Source organism: Cellulomonas sp. P1_C4, assembly GCF_056406355.1.
On the sequence record NZ_JBFUAI010000009.1, the window covers coordinates 91,739 to 112,730 of the forward strand.

General features: G+C 71.9%; 17 protein-coding genes. 9 read left to right on the forward strand and 8 right to left on the reverse strand.

Translation table 11 applies throughout. The features are described 5' to 3' along the window. The first annotated feature begins 140 nt into the window (after window positions 1–140). From AC1DYZ_RS08975 to AC1DYZ_RS09005, 7 genes are all read left to right on the forward strand, one after another. Window positions 141–1,784, forward strand: a complete 1,644-nt coding sequence (locus AC1DYZ_RS08975) for a glycoside hydrolase family 13 protein (RefSeq protein ID WP_477064861.1) — start codon at window positions 141–143, stop codon at window positions 1,782–1,784. Between the two features lie 98 nt (window positions 1,785–1,882). Further along, a complete protein-coding gene (locus tag AC1DYZ_RS08980) occupies window positions 1,883–3,277 on the forward strand; it encodes an ABC transporter substrate-binding protein (RefSeq protein WP_477064862.1) in 1,395 nt (464 codons plus the stop codon). A gap of 99 nt (window positions 3,278–3,376) precedes the next feature. Beyond that, entirely contained in the window at window positions 3,377–4,306 is a 930-nt protein-coding gene (locus tag AC1DYZ_RS08985; RefSeq protein ID WP_477064863.1) for a carbohydrate ABC transporter permease, read from the forward strand. Further along, on the forward strand, window positions 4,303–5,271 hold the full coding sequence (locus tag AC1DYZ_RS08990; RefSeq protein ID WP_477064864.1) for a carbohydrate ABC transporter permease: 969 nt from the start codon (window positions 4,303–4,305) through the stop codon (window positions 5,269–5,271). The genes AC1DYZ_RS08985 and AC1DYZ_RS08990 overlap by 4 nt, the downstream gene beginning before the upstream one ends. Window positions 5,272–5,394: 123 nt before the next feature. Then, on the forward strand, window positions 5,395–6,612 hold the full coding sequence (locus AC1DYZ_RS08995) for a ferrochelatase (protein ID WP_477064865.1): 1,218 nt from the start codon (window positions 5,395–5,397) through the stop codon (window positions 6,610–6,612). 23 nt (window positions 6,613–6,635) lie between these two features. After that, window positions 6,636–7,328 (forward strand): hydrogen peroxide-dependent heme synthase, encoded by a 693-nt coding sequence (gene hemQ / locus AC1DYZ_RS09000; RefSeq protein ID WP_477064866.1) that lies wholly within the window; start codon window positions 6,636–6,638, stop codon window positions 7,326–7,328. Between the two features lie 23 nt (window positions 7,329–7,351). Continuing rightward, window positions 7,352–7,708 (forward strand): META domain-containing protein, encoded by a 357-nt coding sequence (locus AC1DYZ_RS09005; protein ID WP_477064867.1) that lies wholly within the window; start codon window positions 7,352–7,354, stop codon window positions 7,706–7,708. Between the two features lie 6 nt (window positions 7,709–7,714). Here AC1DYZ_RS09005 and AC1DYZ_RS09010 read toward each other — a convergent pair whose 3' ends face one another. Together AC1DYZ_RS09010 and AC1DYZ_RS09015 are read right to left on the reverse strand one after the other, a co-directional pair. Next, window positions 7,715–8,767: an MsnO8 family LLM class oxidoreductase gene (locus tag AC1DYZ_RS09010; RefSeq protein WP_477064868.1), complete on the reverse strand. Its 1,053-nt coding sequence runs from the start codon at window positions 8,765–8,767 to the stop codon at window positions 7,715–7,717. Window positions 8,768–8,813: 46 nt separating this feature from the next. Next, on the reverse strand, window positions 8,814–10,085 hold the full coding sequence (locus tag AC1DYZ_RS09015) for a Glu/Leu/Phe/Val family dehydrogenase (protein ID WP_477064869.1): 1,272 nt from the start codon (window positions 10,083–10,085) through the stop codon (window positions 8,814–8,816). 254 nt (window positions 10,086–10,339) lie between these two features. Between AC1DYZ_RS09015 and AC1DYZ_RS09020 the strand changes: the two genes are divergently transcribed. Continuing rightward, window positions 10,340–13,627: a proline dehydrogenase family protein gene (locus tag AC1DYZ_RS09020; protein ID WP_477064870.1), complete on the forward strand. Its 3,288-nt coding sequence runs from the start codon at window positions 10,340–10,342 to the stop codon at window positions 13,625–13,627. Between the two features lie 97 nt (window positions 13,628–13,724). Here the strand turns inward: AC1DYZ_RS09020 and AC1DYZ_RS09025 are convergent, their stop codons facing one another. The 5 genes from AC1DYZ_RS09025 to AC1DYZ_RS09045 form a co-directional block, all read right to left on the reverse strand. Next, entirely contained in the window at window positions 13,725–14,765 is a 1,041-nt protein-coding gene (locus AC1DYZ_RS09025; RefSeq protein ID WP_477064871.1) for a LacI family DNA-binding transcriptional regulator, read from the reverse strand. Between the two features lie 153 nt (window positions 14,766–14,918). Beyond that, window positions 14,919–15,833, reverse strand: coding sequence for a carbohydrate ABC transporter permease (locus AC1DYZ_RS09030; protein WP_477064872.1), 915 nt, complete (start codon window positions 15,831–15,833; stop codon window positions 14,919–14,921). Next, on the reverse strand, window positions 15,830–16,831 hold the full coding sequence (locus tag AC1DYZ_RS09035) for a carbohydrate ABC transporter permease (protein ID WP_477064873.1): 1,002 nt from the start codon (window positions 16,829–16,831) through the stop codon (window positions 15,830–15,832). The genes AC1DYZ_RS09030 and AC1DYZ_RS09035 overlap by 4 nt, the downstream gene beginning before the upstream one ends. An 87-nt stretch (window positions 16,832–16,918) precedes the next feature. Then, window positions 16,919–18,220 (reverse strand): ABC transporter substrate-binding protein, encoded by a 1,302-nt coding sequence (locus AC1DYZ_RS09040; RefSeq protein WP_477064874.1) that lies wholly within the window; start codon window positions 18,218–18,220, stop codon window positions 16,919–16,921. A 287-nt stretch (window positions 18,221–18,507) separates the two neighbouring features. Further along, entirely contained in the window at window positions 18,508–19,026 is a 519-nt protein-coding gene (locus AC1DYZ_RS09045) for a DUF2505 domain-containing protein (protein ID WP_477064875.1), read from the reverse strand. A 113-nt stretch (window positions 19,027–19,139) separates the two neighbouring features. Between AC1DYZ_RS09045 and AC1DYZ_RS09050 the strand changes: the two genes are divergently transcribed. After that, window positions 19,140–20,621 (forward strand): sensor histidine kinase, encoded by a 1,482-nt coding sequence (locus AC1DYZ_RS09050; RefSeq protein ID WP_477064876.1) that lies wholly within the window; start codon window positions 19,140–19,142, stop codon window positions 20,619–20,621. Window positions 20,622–20,708: 87 nt separating this feature from the next. Here AC1DYZ_RS09050 and AC1DYZ_RS09055 read toward each other — a convergent pair whose 3' ends face one another. Next, on the reverse strand, window positions 20,709–20,957 hold the full coding sequence (locus tag AC1DYZ_RS09055; protein WP_118768014.1) for a WhiB family transcriptional regulator: 249 nt from the start codon (window positions 20,955–20,957) through the stop codon (window positions 20,709–20,711). Window positions 20,958–20,992: the final 35 nt, after the last annotated feature.

The following is a 20,992-nucleotide window of genomic DNA, read 5'->3' on the forward strand; positions in this document are numbered from 1 at the left end:
GGTTCTCGTCGCATCCTTTAGTGTCTGGAACGCGACATCGACGTCTCGCGGTGGTCCTCCGGGCCGCGCAGCACGTCGCGGCCGCCGAGACCGGACAACCGGCCCGTCGACGACGACGGCCCACGAGAGACGAGACCGCAGTGGCGCAGGCTCAGCCGCAGACCGACCCGCAGTGGTGGCGTGGCGCAGTGATCTACCAGGTCTACCCGCGCAGCTTCGCCGACGGGAACGGCGACGGCACCGGCGACCTGGCGGGCCTGCGGGCGCACCTGCCGTACCTGCGGGACCTCGGGGTCGACGCGATCTGGGTGACGCCCTGGTACGTGTCCCCGCTCGCGGACGGCGGGTACGACGTGGCCGACTACCGCGCCATCGACCCGGCGTTCGGCACGCTGGAGGAGGCCGAGCAGGTCATCGACGAGGCGCTCGCCCTCGGTATCCGGACCATCATTGACGTCGTCCCCAACCACGTGTCCGACCAGCACGAGTGGTTCCAGGCCGCCCTGGCCGCCGGGCCCGGCTCGCCGGAGCGTGAGCGGTTCTGGTTCCACCCCGGCAAGGGCGAGCAGGGCGAGCAGATCCCCACGCACTGGGTCTCCGACTTCCAGGGCAGCACGTGGACGCGCACGACGAACCCCGACGGCACCCCGGGCGAGTGGTACCTGCACCTCTTTGCGCCGCAGCAGCCCGACCTGAACTGGTCGCACCCGGAGGTGGTCGAGGAGTTCGAGTCGGTGCTCCGGTTCTGGTTCGACCGGGGTGTCGCCGGCATCCGCATCGACTCGGCCGCGCTGCTGGTCAAGGACGCGTCGCTGCCCGAGGTCCCGCCGCAGCCGGGACCGGGTGCGCACCCGCACGTCGACCGCGACGAGCTGCACGACGTCTACCGGGGCTGGCGCGCGGTCGCCGACTCGTACGAGGGCACGCGCGTGCTCGTCGGCGAGGTCTGGCTGCAGGACAAGGTGCGCTTCGCGCAGTACCTGCGTCCCGACGAGATGCACACGGCGTTCAACTTCGACTTCATGGCGCGCCCCTGGGACGCCAAGGAGATGCGGGAGTCGATCGACATCACGCTGGCCGCGCACGGCCCCGTCGGGGCGCCGGCCACCTGGGTGCTCTCGAACCACGACGTCACGCGGCCGGTCACTCGGTACGGGCGCGACGACACGTCGTTCTCGTTCATGGCCAAGCGGTTCGGCACGCCGACCGACCTGACCGTCGGCCTGCGCCGGGCTCGCGCCGCCGCCCTGCTCACGGCGGCCCTGCCGGGCTCGCTGTACCTCTACCAGGGTGACGAGCTCGGGCTGCCCGAGGTCGAGGACCTGCCGCTGGACGTGCTGCAGGACCCGATGCACTTCCGCTCCGAGGGCGTCGACCCGGGCCGCGACGGCTGCCGCGTGCCGATGCCCTGGGCCGGCTCGTCGGCCCCCTACGGATTCAGCCCCGACGGCACCGCCGCGCAGCCCTGGCTGCCGCAGCCGGCCGCCTGGGCGGACCTGACCGTCGCGGCGCAGGAGGCCGACCCCGCGTCGACCCTGCACCTCTACCGCGACCTGCTGGCGATCCGTCGGTCCGAGCCCGCCCTGGGCGACGGACCGATGACGTGGATCGACTCCGCCGACGACGTGCTCGCGTTCGCCCGTGGCGACCTCGTGTGCATCGTCAACCTGGGCGACGAACCCGCCGTCCTGCCCGCCCACACCGACGTCCTGCTCGCGAGCTCCCCGCTCGACGCAGGTCTGCTGCCGCGCGACACCGCCGCGTGGCTGCGCACCCCCGCCTGACCCGACCGCACCACAGCTCGACCCGCACTGATCCCGACCGCAGAACCCGATCGCGACCTGGCACTCTGTCAGGAGCGTTCCCTCACGAAGGAGTGACGATGAGGTCCTCACGCACCACCGCGCTCACCATGGCCGGTGTGCTCTCGATCGGCCTGCTGGCCGCGTGCAGCGACGACACGCCCTCGGGCGACTCGTCGTCGGCCGGAGGCGACCAGGTCTCCATCACGGTCGCCGGCCTGCAGCCCGGCGCCGAGCAGACGGCTGTCGACGCGCTGAACGAGCGCGTCAAGCAGTTCGAGGAGAAGTACCCCGACATCAAGATCGAGACGCAGGAGTACAACTGGCTCGCGTCGACCTTCGCGGCCGACCTCGCCGGTGGCACCCTGCCCGATGTCTTCGAGGTGCCGGCGACGGACACCAAGGTGCTCATCCAGAACGGCCAGATCGCCGACATCGACGAGCAGGTCAAGAAGCTCTCGTACGCGAACGACTTCAACAAGGAGGTCCTCGCGGCCGGCCTGAGCGACGACGGGAAGGTGTACGCGGTCCCGGCCAAGTCCATCTACGCCGTCGCGCTGCACTACAACCGCAAGCTGTTCACGGACGCCGGGCTCGACCCCGACAAGCCGCCGACGACGTGGGACGAGGTCCGGGCGGACGCCAAGACCATCCACGACAAGACCGGCGTGCCGGGCTACGCCATGATGGCGCTAGACAACGCGGGTGGCTGGCAGCTGACCGCCGCGGCCTACTCGCGCGGCGGCCGCACCCAGGTGCTGGACGGCGACAAGTACAAGGCCACGCTGACGGACCCCGCCGTCAAGGAGTCGCTGCAGTTCCTGGGCGACCTCAAGACGGACGGCTCGCTGCTGGAGAACTCCCAGCTGGGCTGGGGCGACATCAACGAGGGCTTCGCCGCCGGGCAGTTCGCCATGTACACCTCGGGCTCCGACATCTACACCGCTCTCGTGCAGAACAACGGGGTCACCGCGGACAACCTGGACTACGGGCTCACCGCGCTCCCGAACGAGGGCGACGACTCGGGCACGCTCGGCGGTGGCACGTACGCCGCCGTCGCGCCGCAGGCGTCGGACGAGGAGAAGGACGCCGCCGTCAAGTGGATCGACTTCTGGTACCTGTCCAAGCTGGTCGACCAGGACCAGGCCGTGGCGGACGCCAAGATCCTCGCGGAGCAGACGCCCCCGCAGGCCGTGGGCACCCCGACGCTCCCGATCTTCAGCAAGGAACAGTACGAGACGTCGCTCGGCTGGATCAAGGACTACGTCAACGTCCCGCTCGACCACATGACGGGCTACACCGACGTCATGTTCACCCAGCCCGTCATCCCTGAGGCTGCTCGCGCGACGCAGGAGACCTACGGGCTGCTGTTCCCGATCGTGCAGGCCGTGATGACCGACCCCAGCGTCGACCTGGACAAGCTCCTGGCCGACGCGAACACGCAGTCGCAGGACCTCATCGACCAGGCCGGCTGACGTGGTGCGGGGTGCCCGGTCCGGGTCCGTCCCCGGACCGGGCATCCCGCCGTCTCCCGATCGCACGTTCCTGACGATCTGTACCGAGAGAAGGACCGCATGACCTCCGACACCGTCGTCGAGCGACCGACGAGGAGACGTTCCCCGGCCACGTGGGTCCGCGGTGGCGGGCTGAGCACCCTCGTGTTCGCGCTGCCGATGCTGGTGATCTTCGGGGTGTTCTCCTGGGCGCCCATCGTCAAGGCCGTCGTGATGAGCTTCCAGAAGACGAACCTCATCGTCACGTCGTGGGTGGGGCTCGAGAACTTCCAGAGGGTGTTCGCCGACCCCGTGCTGCCGATGGCCGTCCGCAACACCGCCTACTTCGCGCTGCTGGCGCTCATCTTCGGGTACCCCGTGCCGCTCATCGCCGCGGTCCTCATGAGCGAGGTGCGCCGCGCCAAGGGCCTCTACTCGGCCCTGGCCTACCTGCCCGTCGTCGTCCCGCCGGTGGTCGCCGTCCTGCTCTGGAAGTTCTTCTACGACCCGCGGCCCGAGGGCGTGTTCAACACGATCATCGGCTACGTCGGGATACCGCCCCAACCCTGGCTGCAGAGCGCGACGTCGGCCATGCCGTCCCTCGTGCTGGAGGCCACCTGGGCCGCGGCCGGCGGCACCGTGATCATCTACCTCGCCGCGCTGACCTCCGTGCCCACCGAGCTGTACGACGCCGCCGAGGTCGACGGCGCCTCGGTCTGGGGCAAGATCTGGCACGTCACGATGCCGCAGCTGCGCGGCGTCCTGCTCATCACCTTCATCCTGCAGATCATCGGGACCGCTCAGGTGTTCCTCGAGCCGTACCTGTTCACCGGCGGTGGTCCCGCGAACGCGACGATCTCCGTGCTCCTGCTGGTGTACCGGTACGCGTTCCAGAACAGCCTCGGCGGGAACTACGGCATGGCGACGGCGCTGTCGCTCATGCTCGCCGTGTTCCTCGCCGTGATGTCCCTGATCTACTTCCGCCTCACGCGCAGCTGGAGCACCTCGTGACGACGACCACCCCGTCCCTGCCGGAGGCGGTGCTGCCCGCCGACGTCCCGACCGGACCCGCCGAGGGCGTGAAGACGCCACCTCCCGAGGAGGACCGCACCGCGGTCTCCACCTCCGACTGGCGACGGCCCCGCGTACGGCGCACCTGGAACACGATGCACGTGCTCCTGCTCATCCTGCTCATCGTCTGGTGCGTCGGGCCGCTCCTGCTGCTTGCCAAGTTCGCCGTCACGCCGACGCAGGACATCCTGCGTACCCCGCTCGCGATCTTCCCGAACGGCGTCAAGTGGTCGAACCTGTACGAGGCTTGGTACGACATCAACATCAGCAAGTACTTCGTCAACACCGTCGTGCTGGCGGCGGGGTCGTGGGCCTCGCAGATGCTGGTCGCGACGACCGGCGGGTTCGTGCTCTCGGTGCTGCGGCCGCGGTGGGCCCGCTACGCCCAGGGACTCGTCCTCGCGACCCTGTTCGTGCCGGCCGTCGTCCTGCTGGTGCCGCTCTACCTGATCATCCTGCACCCGCCCCTGATCGATCACTCGCTGGTCAACTCGTACTGGGCGGTGTGGCTCCCCGCGGGCGCCAGCGCGTTCAACGTCGTCCTGGTCGCCCGGTTCTTCGACAACCTGCCGCGCGAGATCTTCGAGGCCGCGCGCGTGGACGGCGCCGGGCCGTTCCGGCTCTTCTGGTCGATCGTGCTGCCCATGAGCAAGCCGATCCTCGGCGTGGTGTCCGTGTTCGCGGTCATCGCGTCCTGGAAGGACTTCCTCTGGCCGCTGCTGGTCCTGCGCAACCCGGACCTGCAGCCGCTGTCCGTGCGGCTGCCGTCGCTGGAGGCGACGACCGACAAGGGCACGCTGATGGCCGCCTACGCCATCGCGACCGTCATCCCGATCCTCATGTTCCTGGTCTTCCAGCGCATGTTCCTGCGGGGCGCCGGGCTCGGGGGAGCGGTCAAGGGCTGAGCGTCCGCCGCGTTCGCCCGTCCCGACGCGTCGGCGCTTTCTGACACCGCGTCTCGACAATCTCACGGGCCGCTCGGGCCGCTCGCCACGGGGGTGCCGCGCGGCCGGTGCGATGATCGGACGGTGGCCCCTGACACTGCCGTGAGCACCCGTACGCCCTCGTCCGAGACCAGCCCCGTCGCCCCGTACGACGCGCTGCTGCTGTTCTCGTTCGGCGGCCCCGACGGTCCCGACGACGTGCTGCCGTTCCTGCGCAACGTGACGGCCGGCAAGGGCATCCCGGACGAGCGGCTGGCCGTCGTGGCCGAGCACTACCACCACTTCGGCGGGGCCAGCCCGATCAACGGGCAGAACCTCGCGCTGCAGAAGGCGCTCGTCGACGAGCTCGCCCGGCGGGGGATCGACCTGCCGGTCCTGTGGGGCAACCGCAACTGGGAGCCGTACACCCGCGACGCCCTGGCGGCGGCGCACGCCGACGGCGCCCGGCGGATGGTCGCGCTGGTGACCAGCGCCTACTCCTCGTACTCCGGCTGCCGCCAGTACCGCGAGAACCTCTGGGCGTCGCTCGACGAGCTCGGCCTCGACGTGGGGCTCGGCGAGGGCGAGCACCCGCTGGTCGTCGACAAGGTGCGCTCCTACTTCAACCACCCCGGGTTTGTGCAGGCGAACGTCGACGCGGTGACCGAGGCGTTCGAGTCGCTGGGCAGCGACGGCCGCCTGGTGTTCGTCACGCACTCCATCCCGGACACGATGGAGGAGGCGTCGACGGTCAGCGGCGCGTCCTACGGCGCGCAGCACCGCGACGTCGCGGCCACGGTCGCCGCCGCGGTCGAGCAGCGACTGGGTCGGCCCGTGACGTGGGACCTCACGTACTGCTCGCGCTCCGGCCCGCCCACCCAGCCCTGGCTCGAGCCCGACGTCAACGACCACCTGGCCGCGCTCGCGGCCGAGGGCGTGCAGGCCGTGGTGCTGTCGCCCATCGGCTTCGTCTCGGACCACATGGAGGTCGCGTTCGACCTCGACACCGAGGCGCTGGCGACGGCCGCGGAGCTCGGGCTCGCCGCCGTCCGCGCGGACACCGTCGGGACCCGGCAGCCGTTCGTCCGCGGGCTCGTCGACCTCGTGCTTGAGCGGGCCGCGCTGGCCCGGCATGACGACGCGTCCGGCGCGGCGCCCGTGACGGATGACGTCGCGGCCGACGCCGCCGCCCGACCCGTGGACGAGGCGACGGTCGGCGACCTGCCCCCGTGGCGGTCCGTGTGCCGCCCGGGCTGCTGCCAGATGCGCGCCGGCCAGCCCACCGGCATCCCCGCCGCCTGCTCGACCGACCCCTGGTCCTGACCCCTCACCTTGGAGCACCCGCGATGACGCACGATCCCGAGACCCTCAACGCCACCGTCAGGTACACGATGTGGACCGTCTTCGCGCTCKAGGAGGTGCTGCCCGAGGACGACGACGAGCGCGCCGAGCTCATCGCCGCGGCGCAGGCCGCGGTCGCCGACGACGGGCTCGTGATCCGTGGCTGGTACGACGTCGCCGGGCTGCGGGCGGACGCGGACCTCATGGTGTGGTGGCACGCGGAGACGATCGAGGAGGTGCAGGGCGCCTACCAGCGGCTGCGCGCCAGCGACCTCGGACGCCACCTGCTGCCCGTGTGGTCGGTGGTCGGCCTGCACCGGCCGGCCGAGTTCAACCGGTCGCACGTGCCCGCGTTCCTCGCGGGCGAGCCGGCCGGCGACTACATGACCGTGTACCCGTTCGTCCGGTCGTACGACTGGTACGTGCTGCCCGAGGACGACCGCCGTCGGATGCTCGTCGAGCACGGTCAGGCGGCCCGCGGGTATGCCGACGTCCGCGCCAACACGGTCTCGGCGTTCGCGCTCGGCGACTACGAGTGGATCCTCGCCTTCGAGGCGCCGGAGCTGCACCGGATCGTCGACCTGATGCGTGACCTGCGCGCCACCGACGCACGCCTGCACGTGCGCGAGGAGGTCCCGTTCTACACCGGCCCGCGCGTGACGCTCGAGACCTGGGCGGACCGCCAGCCCCGAGGCTGAGCTGTCGGTGACATCATCGAGGGATGGTCGATCTGGCGGGTACCTGGCGGTTCACCGCGCTCGAGGGCGCCGAGGTCGAGGGGCCCCGACGCGCCACGCCGTGGCTGACGTTCGACGGTGACGGCGTCGTGTTCGGGATGGCGGGCGTGAACCGGGTCCGGGGCACGTGGGAGCTGGCCGGCGACACGTTGACCTTCGGCCCCGTCGTCTCGACGCTCATGGCGGGGCCGCCGGACGCCATGGCCTGCGAGCAGCAGGTGTTCCGGTTGCTGGGCGAACCGCTCACGGTGACGACGCCCGACGACCAGACCCTGGCGCTGGCCGGCGCCGGGTCCGCCCGCCTGGTCAGGGACCCGACCGCGGGCGACCGGCCCGTCTGACCGGCGTCAGGCGGCGACCGCGAGCCCCGGCCAGCGCTCGGCCACCTGCGTCAGGGTGTGCACGCGCGTGGCCACGTCGTAGGCGGTCCCGGTGATCATGAGCTCGTCGGCGCCGGTGCGCTCCACCAGTGCGGCGAGCTCCTCGACGGCGCGGTCGGCGGTCGTGGCGACCTGGGTGCCGGGGACGCGTGCGAAGAAGTCGGCGGCGGCGACGGGGTCGAGCGCGGCGAGCTCACGAGCGGCGTCCTCGGGGGACACGATCGGCCCGAGCGGCCGGCCGGTGCGCAGCGACAGGGCCATGACGCGGCTGGGACCGGACAGGTAGGCGGCCTCGTCGTCGGAGTCGGCGACCAGGACCGACGCGGAGATCATGAGGTGGGGCGCGTCGAGCACGGGCGACGGGCGGAAGGCGCGGCGGTAGGCGGCAGCAGCCTCGAGGGTGTGACCCGTGTTGAAGTGGTGCGCATAGCTGAACGGGAGGCCCAGTGAGCCAGCCAGCTCGGCACTGAACGAGCTGGAGCCCAGCAGCCAGACCTGCGGCGTCGACGTCGCGGACGGCGTGGCGGACAGCCGGGTGGCCCGCAGGGACGGCGAACGGCCCGGCAGCTGCTGCCCAAGCAGGGCGAGGACGTCGACGACCTCGCCCGGGAAGTCCTCGGCACCGAGGCCTTCGACCGTGCGCCGCAGGGCGGCCGCGGTCATCGGGTCGGCGCCGGGGGCGCGGCCGATGCCGAGGTCGATGCGACCCGGGTGCAGCGCCTCGAGCATCGCGAACTGCTCGGCCACCACGAGCGTGGGGTGGTTGGGCAGCATGACGCCGCCGGAGCCGACGCGGATGCGCCCCGTCGCCGCGGCGAGGTGGGCGAGCAGGACGCCGGGCGACGTGGAGGCGACCGCGGGCATCGCGTGGTGCTCCGCCACCCAGAACCGCGCGTACCTCGCGGCGTCGGCGGCGCGGGCCAGGGCGGTCGTCGCGGCGAGCGCGTCACCGGACGACTGTCCGACGGCGACGGGCGAGGTGTCGAGCACGGACAGGGGCACGGGGTTCGGACGAGTCACCTCGTCAGCAACACTCGGGCCCCCGTCCGTACTCCCGTGCACGGGATCAGGGGTAGAGACCCCGGATCTGGTGCGCCTCGGCGACGCGGCGCACCCCGATGGTCAGGGCGGCGTCGCGCAGCGAGATGCCCTCCGCCCCCGCGAGGGCGGCGACCGACCGGTGCGCCGACACCATGCGGTGCTCGAGGCGGTCCTCGATCTCCTGCTCGGTCCACCAGTAGGCCTGGTTGGCCTGCACCCACTCGAAGTACGACACGACGACGCCGCCGGCGTTCGCCAGGATGTCGGGCACGACGACCACGCCGCGCTCGGCCAGCACCCGGTCGCCGTCGTGCGTCGTCGGTCCGTTGGCGGCCTCGACCACCCAGCGCGCCTTGACCCGTCCGGCGGCCTCGGCGTCGAGCACGCCCTCGACGGCCGCCGGGATGAGCACGTCGACGTCGAGGGCGAGGAGCTCGGCGTTGTCGATCGGCGAGCCGCCCTCGAAGCCCGTGACCGTGCCGGTCGCCTCCACGTGCCGGAACAGGGCGACGACGTCCAGGCCGTCGCTGTTCCTCACCCCGCCCTGCTCGTCGCTGACCGCGACCACCCGGGTGCCGGCGTCGTACAGGAACCGCGCGGCGTGCGAGCCGACCTTGCCGAAGCCCTGCACCGCGGCGCTGACCTCGTCGAGCCGGACGCCCGCGTCACCGAGCGCGGCGGCCGCCGAGTGCACGACGCCGCGGGACGTCGCCGTCGCGCGCCCGAGCGAGCCGCCGACCGCCAGGGGCTTGCCGGTGGTCACGGCGGGGATGGTGTAGCCGAGGTTCACCGAGTAGGTGTCCATGACCCAGGCCATGGTCTGCTCGTTGGTGCCGACGTCCGGCGCCATGATGTCCCGCTCCGGCCCGATGATCGGCATGATCTCGCTGGTGTAGCGCCGCGTCACGCGCTCCAGCTCGGCCTGGGAGTACAGCCGGGGGTCGATGGTGACGCCGCCCTTGGCGCCGCCGTAGGGCACGTCGACGACGGCACACTTCCAGGTCATCCACATGGCGAGCGCCCGCACCTCGTCGACGTCGACGGAAGCCGAGTAGCGCAGCCCGCCCTTGCCCGGGCCGCGGGAGATGTTGTGCTGCACGCGGTACCCGGTGAAGAGCTCGATGTCGCCGTTGTCCCGACGCAGGGGGACAGCGACGTTCATCTCGCGCCGGGGTGTGGCGAGCATGCGGTGGAGCCCCTCGGGGTAGCCGAGGATCTCGACGGCCCCGGCGAGCTGTGCCTGGGCGGTGGCGAGGGGCGTGGTCTGCTGCGGGGTCTCCGCTGTGAGGTCCGTCACGTGCTCACCTTGTCACCGCGAGGCCCGCGCGCACGTCAGGCCCGAGGAGCGAGCCGGGCGTGTCCGAGGGGCGGGCAGGACGATGTGGCGCGAACAGGACGAACGAGCCTGCGACGGGCTTGACTACGGAGCCGCCGGGGCGCTCATCGACGCGTCGGCACGCAACCGGGCGACGGACGTCGCACGGACGTCGGCGACAGCAGAGACTGGCCTCGGGCCGAGACCCGGTCCACCACCCAGGACGAGGAGCACCCATGTCGACGACAGACGACGTCACCGAGGACGCGGTCCGGCTGGCCCGCAGCTGGCTCTCGGCGACGGCGGAGGGCCAGACGGCCACGGAGCGGCGGACCACCGGTCGGCTCGCGGCCCTCGTCGCCGATCCCGCGGGGCTCGAGCTCGCGGTGCGGTTCGTCGACCGGGTGGCGCGCCCGCAGGACGTGCGGGTGGCGGCGCGCGAGCTCGCCGGTCTGACGTCGGGCGCGGCCTCCGGCTTCCTCGGCCCGCTCGACCGGGCGATGCTCGGCGTCGGCGCGCTGGTGGCGCCCGTGCTGCCMGACGTGGTCGTCCCCGCCGCCCGGCAGCGGCTCCRCAGCCTCGTGGGCCACCTCGTCGCCGACGACGGCCCGGGCCTGGCCAAGCACCTCGCCGCGACCCGGGCGGAGGGCTTCCGGCTCAACCTCAACCTGCTCGGCGAGGCGGTCCTCGGGGAACGGGAGGCGACCGCGCGGCTGGCGCGGGTGCAGGCCCTCGTCGAGCGGCCCGACGTCGACTACGTCTCCGTCAAGGTGTCGGCCGTGGCCAGCCAGCTGTCGACGTGGGACACCGAGGGGAGCGTCGGCCGGGTGGTGGAGCGACTGCGGCCGCTCTATCTGACCGCGGCGCGCCACGGCACCTTCCTCAACCTGGACATGGAGGAGTACCGCGACCTCACGCTGACGCTGCGGGTGTTCGAGCGGCTGGTGTCGGACCCGGAGCTCCTCGACGCGGAGGCGGGCATCGTGCTGCAGGCCTACCTGCCCGACGCGGCGGACGCGCTGGACGAGCTCACGGCCATCGCACAGGAGCGCCGGGAGGCGGGCGGCGCGCGGCTCAAGGTCCGGCTGGTCAAGGGCGCCAACCTGGCGATGGAGCAGGTGGAGTCGGAGCTGCACGGCTGGCCGCAGGCGCCGTACGGATCGAAGGCCGAGGTCGACGCGGCGTACCTGCGCCTGGTGGACCGCGCGCTCGACCCGACCCGGACGTCGGCGCTGCGGGTCGGCGTGGCCAGCCACAACCTCTTCCACGTGGCGGCCGCACACCTGATCGCCCAGCAGCGCGGCGTCGCGGAGGCCCTCGACATCGAGATGCTGCAGGGCATGGCACCCGCCCAGGCGCGCGCGGTCCGCGACGAGGTCGGCGCGGTCTTGCTCTACACGCCCGTGGTCGCGCGCGACGACTTCGACGTCGCCATCTCCTACCTGGTGCGCCGCCTCGAGGAGAACTCGGCCAGCCAGAACTTCCTGCACGCGCTCTTCGCCCCGGGCGAGGCCATGGACGCGCAGGAGGAGGCGTTCCGCGTGGCCTTCCGCGACCGCGACGAGCCGTCGACCGCCGCCCGCCGCGCGGCCCGACCGTTCGCCGACGCCCCGAGCACCGGCGGCTTCGCGAACTCGCCCGACACCGACCCCGCGGTCGGGGTGGCCCGCGCGTGGGCGCGGGGGATCGTGGACCGCGACGTGCCGACGCCGGACGGGGCGATCGAGGTCACGACGACCGACGAGGTCGATGCTGTGGTCGCGCAGGCGGCCGCCGCGCTGCCCGCCTGGGCCGCGACGCCGCCGGCGGAGCGTGCCCGCGCCCTGCACGCCGTCGCCGTCGCGCTCGAGGACGCGCGGGCCGACCTGGTCGCCACGATGGTCCACGAGGCCGGCAAGACCGTCGCCGAGGCCGACCCCGAGGTGAGCGAGGCCGTCGACTTCGCGCGCTACTACGCCGACCGCGCCGCGGACCTCGCCGACGGCGTCGTGCCCGGCGCCGTGCACCGGCCCGACGGGCTCACCGTGGTCACCCCGCCGTGGAACTTCCCCGTGGCCATCCCGGTCGGGTCGGTGCTCGCCTCGCTGGCCGCCGGGAGCCCGGTGCTGGTCAAGCCCGCCCCGCAGACGCCGCGCTGCGGTCGGGCGGCGATGGCGGCGATCCAGCGCGGTCTCGACGCCGCCGGGGCACCCGCCGGGATCCTCACCGTCGTGCTGAGCCCAGAGGGAGACGTCGGGCGGCGCCTGATCACCCACCCCGACGTCGCCCGGGTGGTCCTCACCGGATCGATCGAGACCGCCCGGCTGTTCGCCGGGTGGCGCTCCGACCTGGACGTCCTCGCCGAGACGTCCGGCAAGAACGCGCTGGTCATCACCCCGTCGGCAGACGTGGACCTGGCCGTCGCCGACCTGGTCCGTAGCGCGTTCGGGCACGCGGGCCAGAAGTGCTCCGCCGCCTCGCTCGCGATCCTCGTCGGCTCCGCCGGTCGGTCGGACCGCCTGCGCCGCCAGCTGGCGGACGCCGTCTCGTCCCTGCGCGTCGGGCCGTCGACCGACCTCGGCACCGCCGTCGGACCGCTCACGGAGCCGGCGTCGGGCAAGCTGCTGCGGGCGCTGACGACCCTCGACGCGGGGGAGGCGTGGCTCGTGCAGCCGCGGCAGCTCGACGACGAGGGCCGGCTGTGGAGCCCCGGGGTGAAGCACGGCGTCGCCCCCGGCTCGTGGTTCCACACCACGGAGTGCTTCGGGCCCGTGCTCGGCATCATGCGCGTGGAGACCCTCGACGAGGCGATCGACCTGCAGAACGCCGTCGCGTTCGGCCTGACGGGCGGTCTGCACTCCCTCGACGAGGCCGAGATCGACCACTGGCTGGAGCGCGTCGAGGTGGGCAACGCCTACGTGAACCGGCACATCACCGGGGCGATCGTGCGGCGGCAGCCGTTCGGCGGCTGGAAGGCGTCGGCCGTCGGCCCCGGCGCCAAGGCCGGGGGACCGCACTACGTCGCGCAGATCGGCCGGTGGCAGGACGCACCCGAGGTCCCGCAGGACGACGCCGGCTGGCTCGCGTGGGCCGCGCGGGACGACGCGCGCGTGTGGGCCGACGACCTCGCCGTCGAGCACGACCCGTCCGGCCTGCGCGTCGAGGCGAACATCCTGCGCTACCGACCGGTCCCCGGCCTCGTGCTGCGGGTGGGGTCGGACGCCCGCGACCGGGACGTCGCGCGCGTGCGGCACGCCGCGTCCACGGCCGGGGTCCCGGTGACGGTGAGCGACGCCGCCGCGCAGTCCCACGCGGACTTCGCGGACCTCGTCCGCACGGGCGCCATCACCGGGCGGGTGCGGGTGATCGGGTCGGCACCCGGGCTGCGGGAGGCGGCGGCCACGCGCGTCGGCGAGGTCACCGTGCTCGACGGGCCGGTGCTGGCCAGCGGCGCCCGGGAGCTGCTCACGGTCGTCCGGGAGCAGGCCGTGAGCCGCACGCTGCACCGCTTCGGGCACGTTCCGCCGGGGGCCAGCGGCGCCTGATCGAGGGGCGTCGCGCGCCGCGGCCGACCCGTGTGCGGGACGCGCGGGGGCCCGGTGGGATCACCCACCGGGCCCTCGCGTCCGTCTGGCGCTCCCGCTACGCCGAGGCCCTGATGACCAGCTCGGGGGCGAAGATCAGCGGCGGCGACGGGGGCGCGCCGTTGAGCTGGTCGAGCAGCCGCGCGCCGGCGGCCCGCGCCATGGCGACGACGGGCTGGATGACGCTGGTGAGCGGCGGGGTGGTCGACGCCGCGACGCCCAGGTTGTCGTACCCGACGACGGCGACATCCCCGGGGACCTCCCGCCCGTGCTCCGCCAGCACGGTCAGCGCGCCCGCGGCCATGAGGTCGGAGGCGATGAAGATCGCGTCGATGTCGGGGTACCGCGTCAGAAGCTCGCGCGCGGCGATCGTGCCCGAGGCCATCGTGAAGTCGCCGTGCACGACCGCGTCGTCGGCCATCCCGGCCGTGTGCATGGCGTTCCGCCACCCCGTGAGACGGTCGATGCCGGCGGACATGTCGGCCGGACCGGCGATGGTGCCGATGCGCCGGCACCCCCGGTCGATGAGGTGCTGGGTGGCCAGGCGGCCGCCCTCGACGTTGTCGGTGTCGACGTACTGGACGTCGCGCTCGTCGGCGGACAGCGGCCGGCCGACGAAGACGTTGGGCACGTGCGAGATCTGCAGCGCCCGGTCGAGCTCGTCGTTGGCGTGGTGGGACACCACGATCGCTCCGTCGACGTGCCCGTTGCGCAGGTAGCGCACCGTCCGCTCGCTCTCACCGGGGCGGGCGATCACGAGGACCACCTGCATGTCGGAGTCGGCGAGCGAGGTGCTCAGGCCGTTGAGCGTGCCGGCGAAGAACGGGTCCGACAGCACCCGTTCGTCCGGCTCGGGGACGACGAGCGCGATGGAGTCGGTGCGCTTGGTGACGAGCGAGCGGGCGGCGCGGTTCGGTGTGTAGCCGAGGTCGGCGACCGCGGCCTCGACCGAGGCGAGGGCCTCGGGAGACACGCGCAGCCCGCCGTTGATGGCGCGAGAGGCTGTCGAGCGCGAGACACCTGCGCGCTCGGCGACCTGCTCGAGCGTCGGCGCGGGGGGCCGCGCAGGGTCCACGTGGACCGGGATGTTGTCGACCACCGTTGGTCTTCCCTCCTGTGGCTGCCGGAGCAGCGATGACGAGCTGGTGACGGAGGACGGGGTGCCGGGGAGCACCCCGCCCTGTCGTCTGCCGGACCTCGGGTCGGCGACGACCGCGACGTCAGGTACCTGCTGAGGGACAGTCTGCGGGGCTCAGCCCTTGACCGCGCCCTGCATGATGCCGGCCACGAGCTGACGGCCCGCGACGAAGAACAGGATGATCAGCGGGATGGTGGAGACGGTGACGCCCGCCATGATCAGGGACATGTCCTTGAAGTAGGACGCCTGGAGCAGCTGGATGGCCACCGGGAGCGTCGGGTTCTGCGGTCCGAGGACGATGAACGGCCAGAAGAAGTTCGTCCACGAGGCGACGAACGTGAACAGGCCGAGCATGACGGCCGCCGGGCGCGCCGCCGGGAGGGCGATGTGCCAGAAGGTCCGGATCATCGAGGCGCCGTCGACGCGCGCGGCCTCGACCAGCTCGTAGGGCAGCGCCGACTCGAGGTACTGCGTCATCCAGAAGACACCGAACGCGGTGACCAGCCCCGGGACGATGACGGCGATGAGCTTGCCGGTCCAGCCGAGCTGGGACATGAGGATGAACAGCGGGACGATGCCCAGCTGCGTCGGCACGGCCGTGGTGGCGATGACGAACACGAGCAGGGCGTTGCGCCCCTTGAAGCGCAGCTTCGAGAACGAGAAACCGGCCAGCGTCGAGAACAGCACCACGGAGAGCGCGGTGATCGTGCCGACGAGGATCGAGTTCGTGAGCGCCTTCCAGAACTGGATGTCGCCGTTCAGCACCTTGCCGACGTTGGTGAAGAACTCTCCCTGCGGGATCAGCGACGGGATCGGGTGCTGCGCGATGTACGCCGAGTTCGACGACGCGAGCAGGAACGCGTAGTACAGCGGCGCGATCGCCAGGACGATGGCGACAGCGAGCAGGGTGTACGTGACCCAGCCCGGACGACGATCGGAGCCTGCGGCCGTGGAGCGGCTGCGCCCGGCGGCACGCGCGGCGCCGCGGCCGGCGGTCTGCCGGATGACCGGCAGCGAGGGGGCGCTCATCGGGAGACCTTCTTCCGCTTTGACGAGGTGTCGGACGAGATCCGCCGCGTGATCGAGAAGTTGATGATGCCGATCAGCACGATGATCAGGAACAGGATCCAGGCGACCGCGGACGCTCGTCCGAAGCTCTTCTGGTTGCCCCAGCCCAGCTCGTAGATGTACATGGTCGTCGTCATCCACTGGCGGCTCGGGCCACCCTGGCCGGTCTGGTCGAACAGGCGCGGCTCGTCGAAGATCTGCAGTCCGCCGATGGTCGACGTGATGACGACGAAGATGATCGTCGGCCGCAGCATCGGGACCGTGACCGAGAAGAACTGCCGGACGCGCGTGGCACCGTCGAGAACGGCGGCCTCGTACAGGTCGCGCGGGATCGCCTGCATCGCGGCCAGCAGGATGAGGGTGTTGTACCCGGTCCAGCGGAAGTCGACCATCGTGGCGATGGCGACGTGGCTGGCAAAGATGTCCGCGTGCCAGCGGATCGGGTCGATGCCGATGTAGCCGAGCACCGTGTTGACGAGACCGTACTTGTCGGCGAACAGCTTGCCGAAGATGAGGCTGACCGCGACCGGCGCCACGACGTACGGCAGGAGCACGCCCATGCGCCAGAACGTCCGGGCACGCAGGTTCGCGTCGAGGAGGGCCGCGAGCACGATCGCGATGATCAGCTGGGGGACCGTCGACAGGAAGAAGATGCTGAACGTGTTGCGGATGCTCTTCCAGAAGTTGGGCTCCTGGAGGACGAAGAGGTAGTTCTGCAGCCCGACGAAGTCGCCCTTGCCACCGATGAGGTTCCAGTCGTGGAGCGACACGACGGCGGTGTAGGCGAGCGGGAAGAGGCCCGTCAGCGCGAACAGCAGGAAGAACGGGGAGATGTAGAGGTAGGGCGAGACCTTGACGTCCCAGCGACCGAGGGTCTGGCTGAACCCGACCCGGCGCGGCAGGCGCTCGGGGCCAGGCTGCGGACGGTCCAGCTGAGGCGGGGTGGTGGAGGTGACCATCAGGAGTCCTTCGTGCTGGTGGGCAAGGAGCCTACGCTGGCGGGGCCGGGCCGWTGGGTGACCCATCGGCCCGGCCCCTGGCTAGGGTCAGCCGAGAGCGTTGACCGCGCCCACGAAGGTGTCCCACTGAGCAGCGGTGTCACCACCATTGACGTCGACCTCGGTCAGAGCCGACTGCATCGCGTCGTTGACGGCGAAGTAGTTCGGGCCCTTGAAGGGGGCGACGATGCCCACGGCGCGGTTGGCCAGGATCTGGCCGGCCGGGGCGTTGTTGAAGAACGCGTTCGTGGAGCTGAGCAGCTCGTCCGAGGACAGCGCCTCGGTCTGGCTCGGGAACGTGCCCTTGTTCTTGTAGGCCTGGAGCTGCTGCTCCGGAGCCGTCAGCCAGGCGGCGAACTTCTTCGCCTCCTCGGCGTGCTTGCCCTGGGCGGGGACCGTCATGAACGAGCCGCCCCAGTTGCCGGCGCCGCCGGGGAAGACGTCCGCGATGTCCCAGCCGGTCACGCCGGCCGAGTTGCCCTCGATGACACCGAGCATCCAGCCCGGCGCCAGCATGGTCGCGAAGCCGTCGTTCTGGAACGAGGCCACCCAGTCGTCAGTCCACTGGCTGAAGTGAGCCGACAGGTTGTCGGTGACCGAGGCCGTGGTGACGGCGTCGTAGATGTCCTTCACCTCGGGGTTCGTGGCGGCGATGACCGTGCCGTCCTTGTCCTCGTAGGCGTTCTCGACCTGGTTGATCATGCCCTGGTAGATGGCACCAGCGGAGTCGAAGAAGGGCTTGCCCGTGGCGCCCGTGTACTGCTTGCCCACCTCGAAGTACTTGTCCCACGTGGCGTCCTTGCCACCGAGCAGCTCGGCGACGGCCGCGCGGTCGGTCGGCAGACCGGCGGCGGCGAACAGGTCGGAGCGGTACGCGATGGCCTCGGGGCCGATGTCGGTGCCGTAGCCGAGCAGGACGCCGTCAGGCGTCGTGGCCTGCGCGACCTTCCAGTCGAGCCAGCGCCCGTCGAGGGCCGGGTCCGTCAGGTCGACGAACTTGTCCGGGTACTGCATGAGCTCGGGGAGCCAGTCGATCTCGATCATCTCGACGTCCGAGGCGCCCGAACCCGACGCGAGGCGCGTGTTGAGGTTGTCGCGGGCCTCGTTCGAGGTCGCGGCCTTCTTGTTCTCGATCGTGATGCCGGGGTTGGCGTCCTCGTAGGCCTTGAACATCTCGTCCGTGTAGCCGGGCTCGTTGAACGTGCCGAGCGTGAGCGTGATGTTCTCCGAACCGGCGTCGGAACCCTCGTCGGAGGGCGTGTCCGAGTTGCCGGAGCAAGCGGTGGCGAGGAGGGCGATGCCCGTGACTCCCGCCGCGGCCGCCCACATCTTGCTGGTGGTCTTGCGCACTGTGACTCCCTTGTCAGTCGGACGGCGTCCTCGCCGTACCCCTAGGGCACCCGTCGGCCGCTCGCCGCAGGGGGCGCGGACGGACGTCGGGCTGGGCCGTGTGGACCCGGCATGGTCGCGCTCCCATCCGCAGTGATGCGGGAGCGTTCCCACGCGCTGCGGATACTGTCGTCGGCAGCCCCTCCAGTGTCAAGGAGCGCCGGTGGACTCGTTGGTGTGGTAGCGATCCCACACCAGTGTTTCCGCAGGTCAGAGCGTTTTGGACGCCGGTCCGTGTTACCGAATCGTTACGGCCGCGGCGCCGGTCCGTGACCCGCGATCCATCGGCGCGCCACATCCTGCTCGACCGTCAGCGCGGAGCGGACCGCGCCCGCGGTCGCCTGCTCGATCGCGGAGCCGAACAGCGGCACCGACGCGCGCAGGTCGCCGTCGTACGCGACGACCGTGGACCCGTCCGCCGTCGGCGTGAGCGAGGTCCGCCCGCTGAGCCGCACGGGTGCACCCGCGATCTCCACGACGACGGTTCCCACCCGGGCCCCGTCGGCGGCCGGCGCTTCCCACGCCTCGACCTGGCGCACGTCGATCCGGTTCCCGACGAAGCTGCGCAGGTGCGACGGGATCTGCTCGGTGGGCAGGGCACGGCGGGTGGTCACGGTGAACGCCCCGTCGGCTGAGCCCGTGACGTCGACGTGCTGCTCGAGCGCGCCGGTCGCGCGCACCTTGTCGTGCACGTACTCGGGGTCGGCCAGCAGCCGGGCCGCGGCACGGGCGTCGGTCGGCAGGTCGAGCGTCACGCTCAGTCGCACGGCGGGTCCTTCGAGGGTCGAGGTGGTGGTCCGAGGTTATCTGCCCACGTCCTGGGCGTCCCGCGCTGGTTCTCCGGTCCGGCACAACCCGGGTTCCACCTACCCTGGTCCCCGTGTCCACGCTGAGCACCCTCGCCGCTCGTCATGCCGCGCTCGACGCCCATGACCTCGAGTGGCTGCACCTGCTCGTCGGCGACTGGCAGGTGCTGTCCGACCTCGCCTTCGCCGACCTGGTGCTCTGGCTGCCCACCACGGACGGCGACTTCGTCGCGATCGCCCAGTGCCGGCCCTCGACCGGCGCGACCGTGCACTACGACGACGTCGTCGGGTCGAGCGCGCCCGAGGGCCAGCGACCCCAGCTGCAGCGTTCGCTCGACGAGCGGGCGGCCCAGCGGTCGCGCGAGCCGCGCTGGTTCGGGTCGTACGCGGTCCGCGAGGAGGCCGTGCCGGTCGTTCGGCGCGGCAAGGCGATCGCGGTGCTCGCCCGGCAGACCAACCTCGGCGGCGCCCGGACGCCCAGCCGGCTCGAGCTGAACTACGTCGAGGCGGCCGACGACATCTTCGCCATGGTGGGCCGCGGCGAGTTCCCGGCCCCGGACGCGCCGACCGGTCCGCGCCGCGGCGCCCCGCGCGTCGGCGACGGGCTCGTCCGCCTCAACTCCGAGGGCGAGGTGCTCTACGCCAGCCCCAACGCCCTGTCCTGCTTCCACCGCCTCGGGGTGGTGGGCGACCTCGTGGGGCGCTCGCTGGTCGAGGTGACCGCGGAGCTCATCGAACAGCACGACACCGTCGACGAGTCGATGCCGCTGGTGCTCATGGGTCGGGCACCGTGGAGGGTCGACGTCGAGGCGCGGGGTGTGGCCCTCTCCCTGCGCGCGGTGCCCCTCACCGAGCACGGCCAGCGCGTCGGCGCCGTTCTGCTGTGCCGCGACGTGTCGGAGCTCCGCCGGCGTGAGCGCGAGCTGATCACCAAGGACGCGACGATCCGCGAGATCCACCACCGCGTGAAGAACAACCTGCAGACGGTGGCCGCGCTGCTGCGGCTGCAGTCGCGGCGCGTCGACTCTCCGGAGGCCAAGGAGGCGCTCGGGGAGGCGATGCGGCGGGTGGCCACCATCGCGCTGGTGCACGAGACGCTGTCGCAGACGCTCGACGAGAGCGTGCCGTTCGACGACCTGGTCGGGCGCAGCCTGCGGCTCGCCGCCGACGTCGCCACGGAGGGCGCGCACGTCCGCACGCTCGTGCGCGGCTCGTTCGGCTCCATCCCCGCCGAGGACGCGACCGCGCTGGCCCTGATCCTCACCGAGCTGGTGACCAACGCGGTCGAGCACGGGTTCGACGGGCGGGAGTCGGGGACGGTCGAGGTCATCGTCGACCGTCAGGACGACCAGCTGCGGGTCGAGGTGGCCGACGACGGCTCGGGTCTGCCGACCGAGCGGGGCGCCGGCACCGGGCTGGGCACGCAGATCGTCTCGACGCTCGTGACCAACGAGATGCGCGGGACCATCGAGTGGGCGAGCCGCGTGGGCGGCGGGACCTCCGTCGTCATCGAGGCCAGGCTGCGCGCACCTCGCGATGCGGGCTCGCTGATCTGAGCTGTGCGCGCGGGCGCGTCACCGCGCCGGACATGACTCGGCCCCGCCACGTGCGACGTGACGGGGCCGGTACGGCAGAGCGAGAGATCAGCTGGCGCGGCGCTGGCGCGCGGTCCGACGCTTGAGGGCGCGGCGCTCGTCCTCGGACAGCCCGCCCCACACACCGGCGTCCTGACCGGTCTCGATCGCCCACTTGAGGCACGTGTCCACGACGGGGCAGCGACGGCAGACGGCCTTCGCCTCGTCGATCTGGAGCAGCGCGGGCCCGGTGTTCCCGATGGGGAAGAACAGCTCCGGGTCCTCGTCGAGACACGATGCGCGGTGGCGCCAATCCATGATTTATCTCCTAGGCACACGCCAGCGCGGCACCC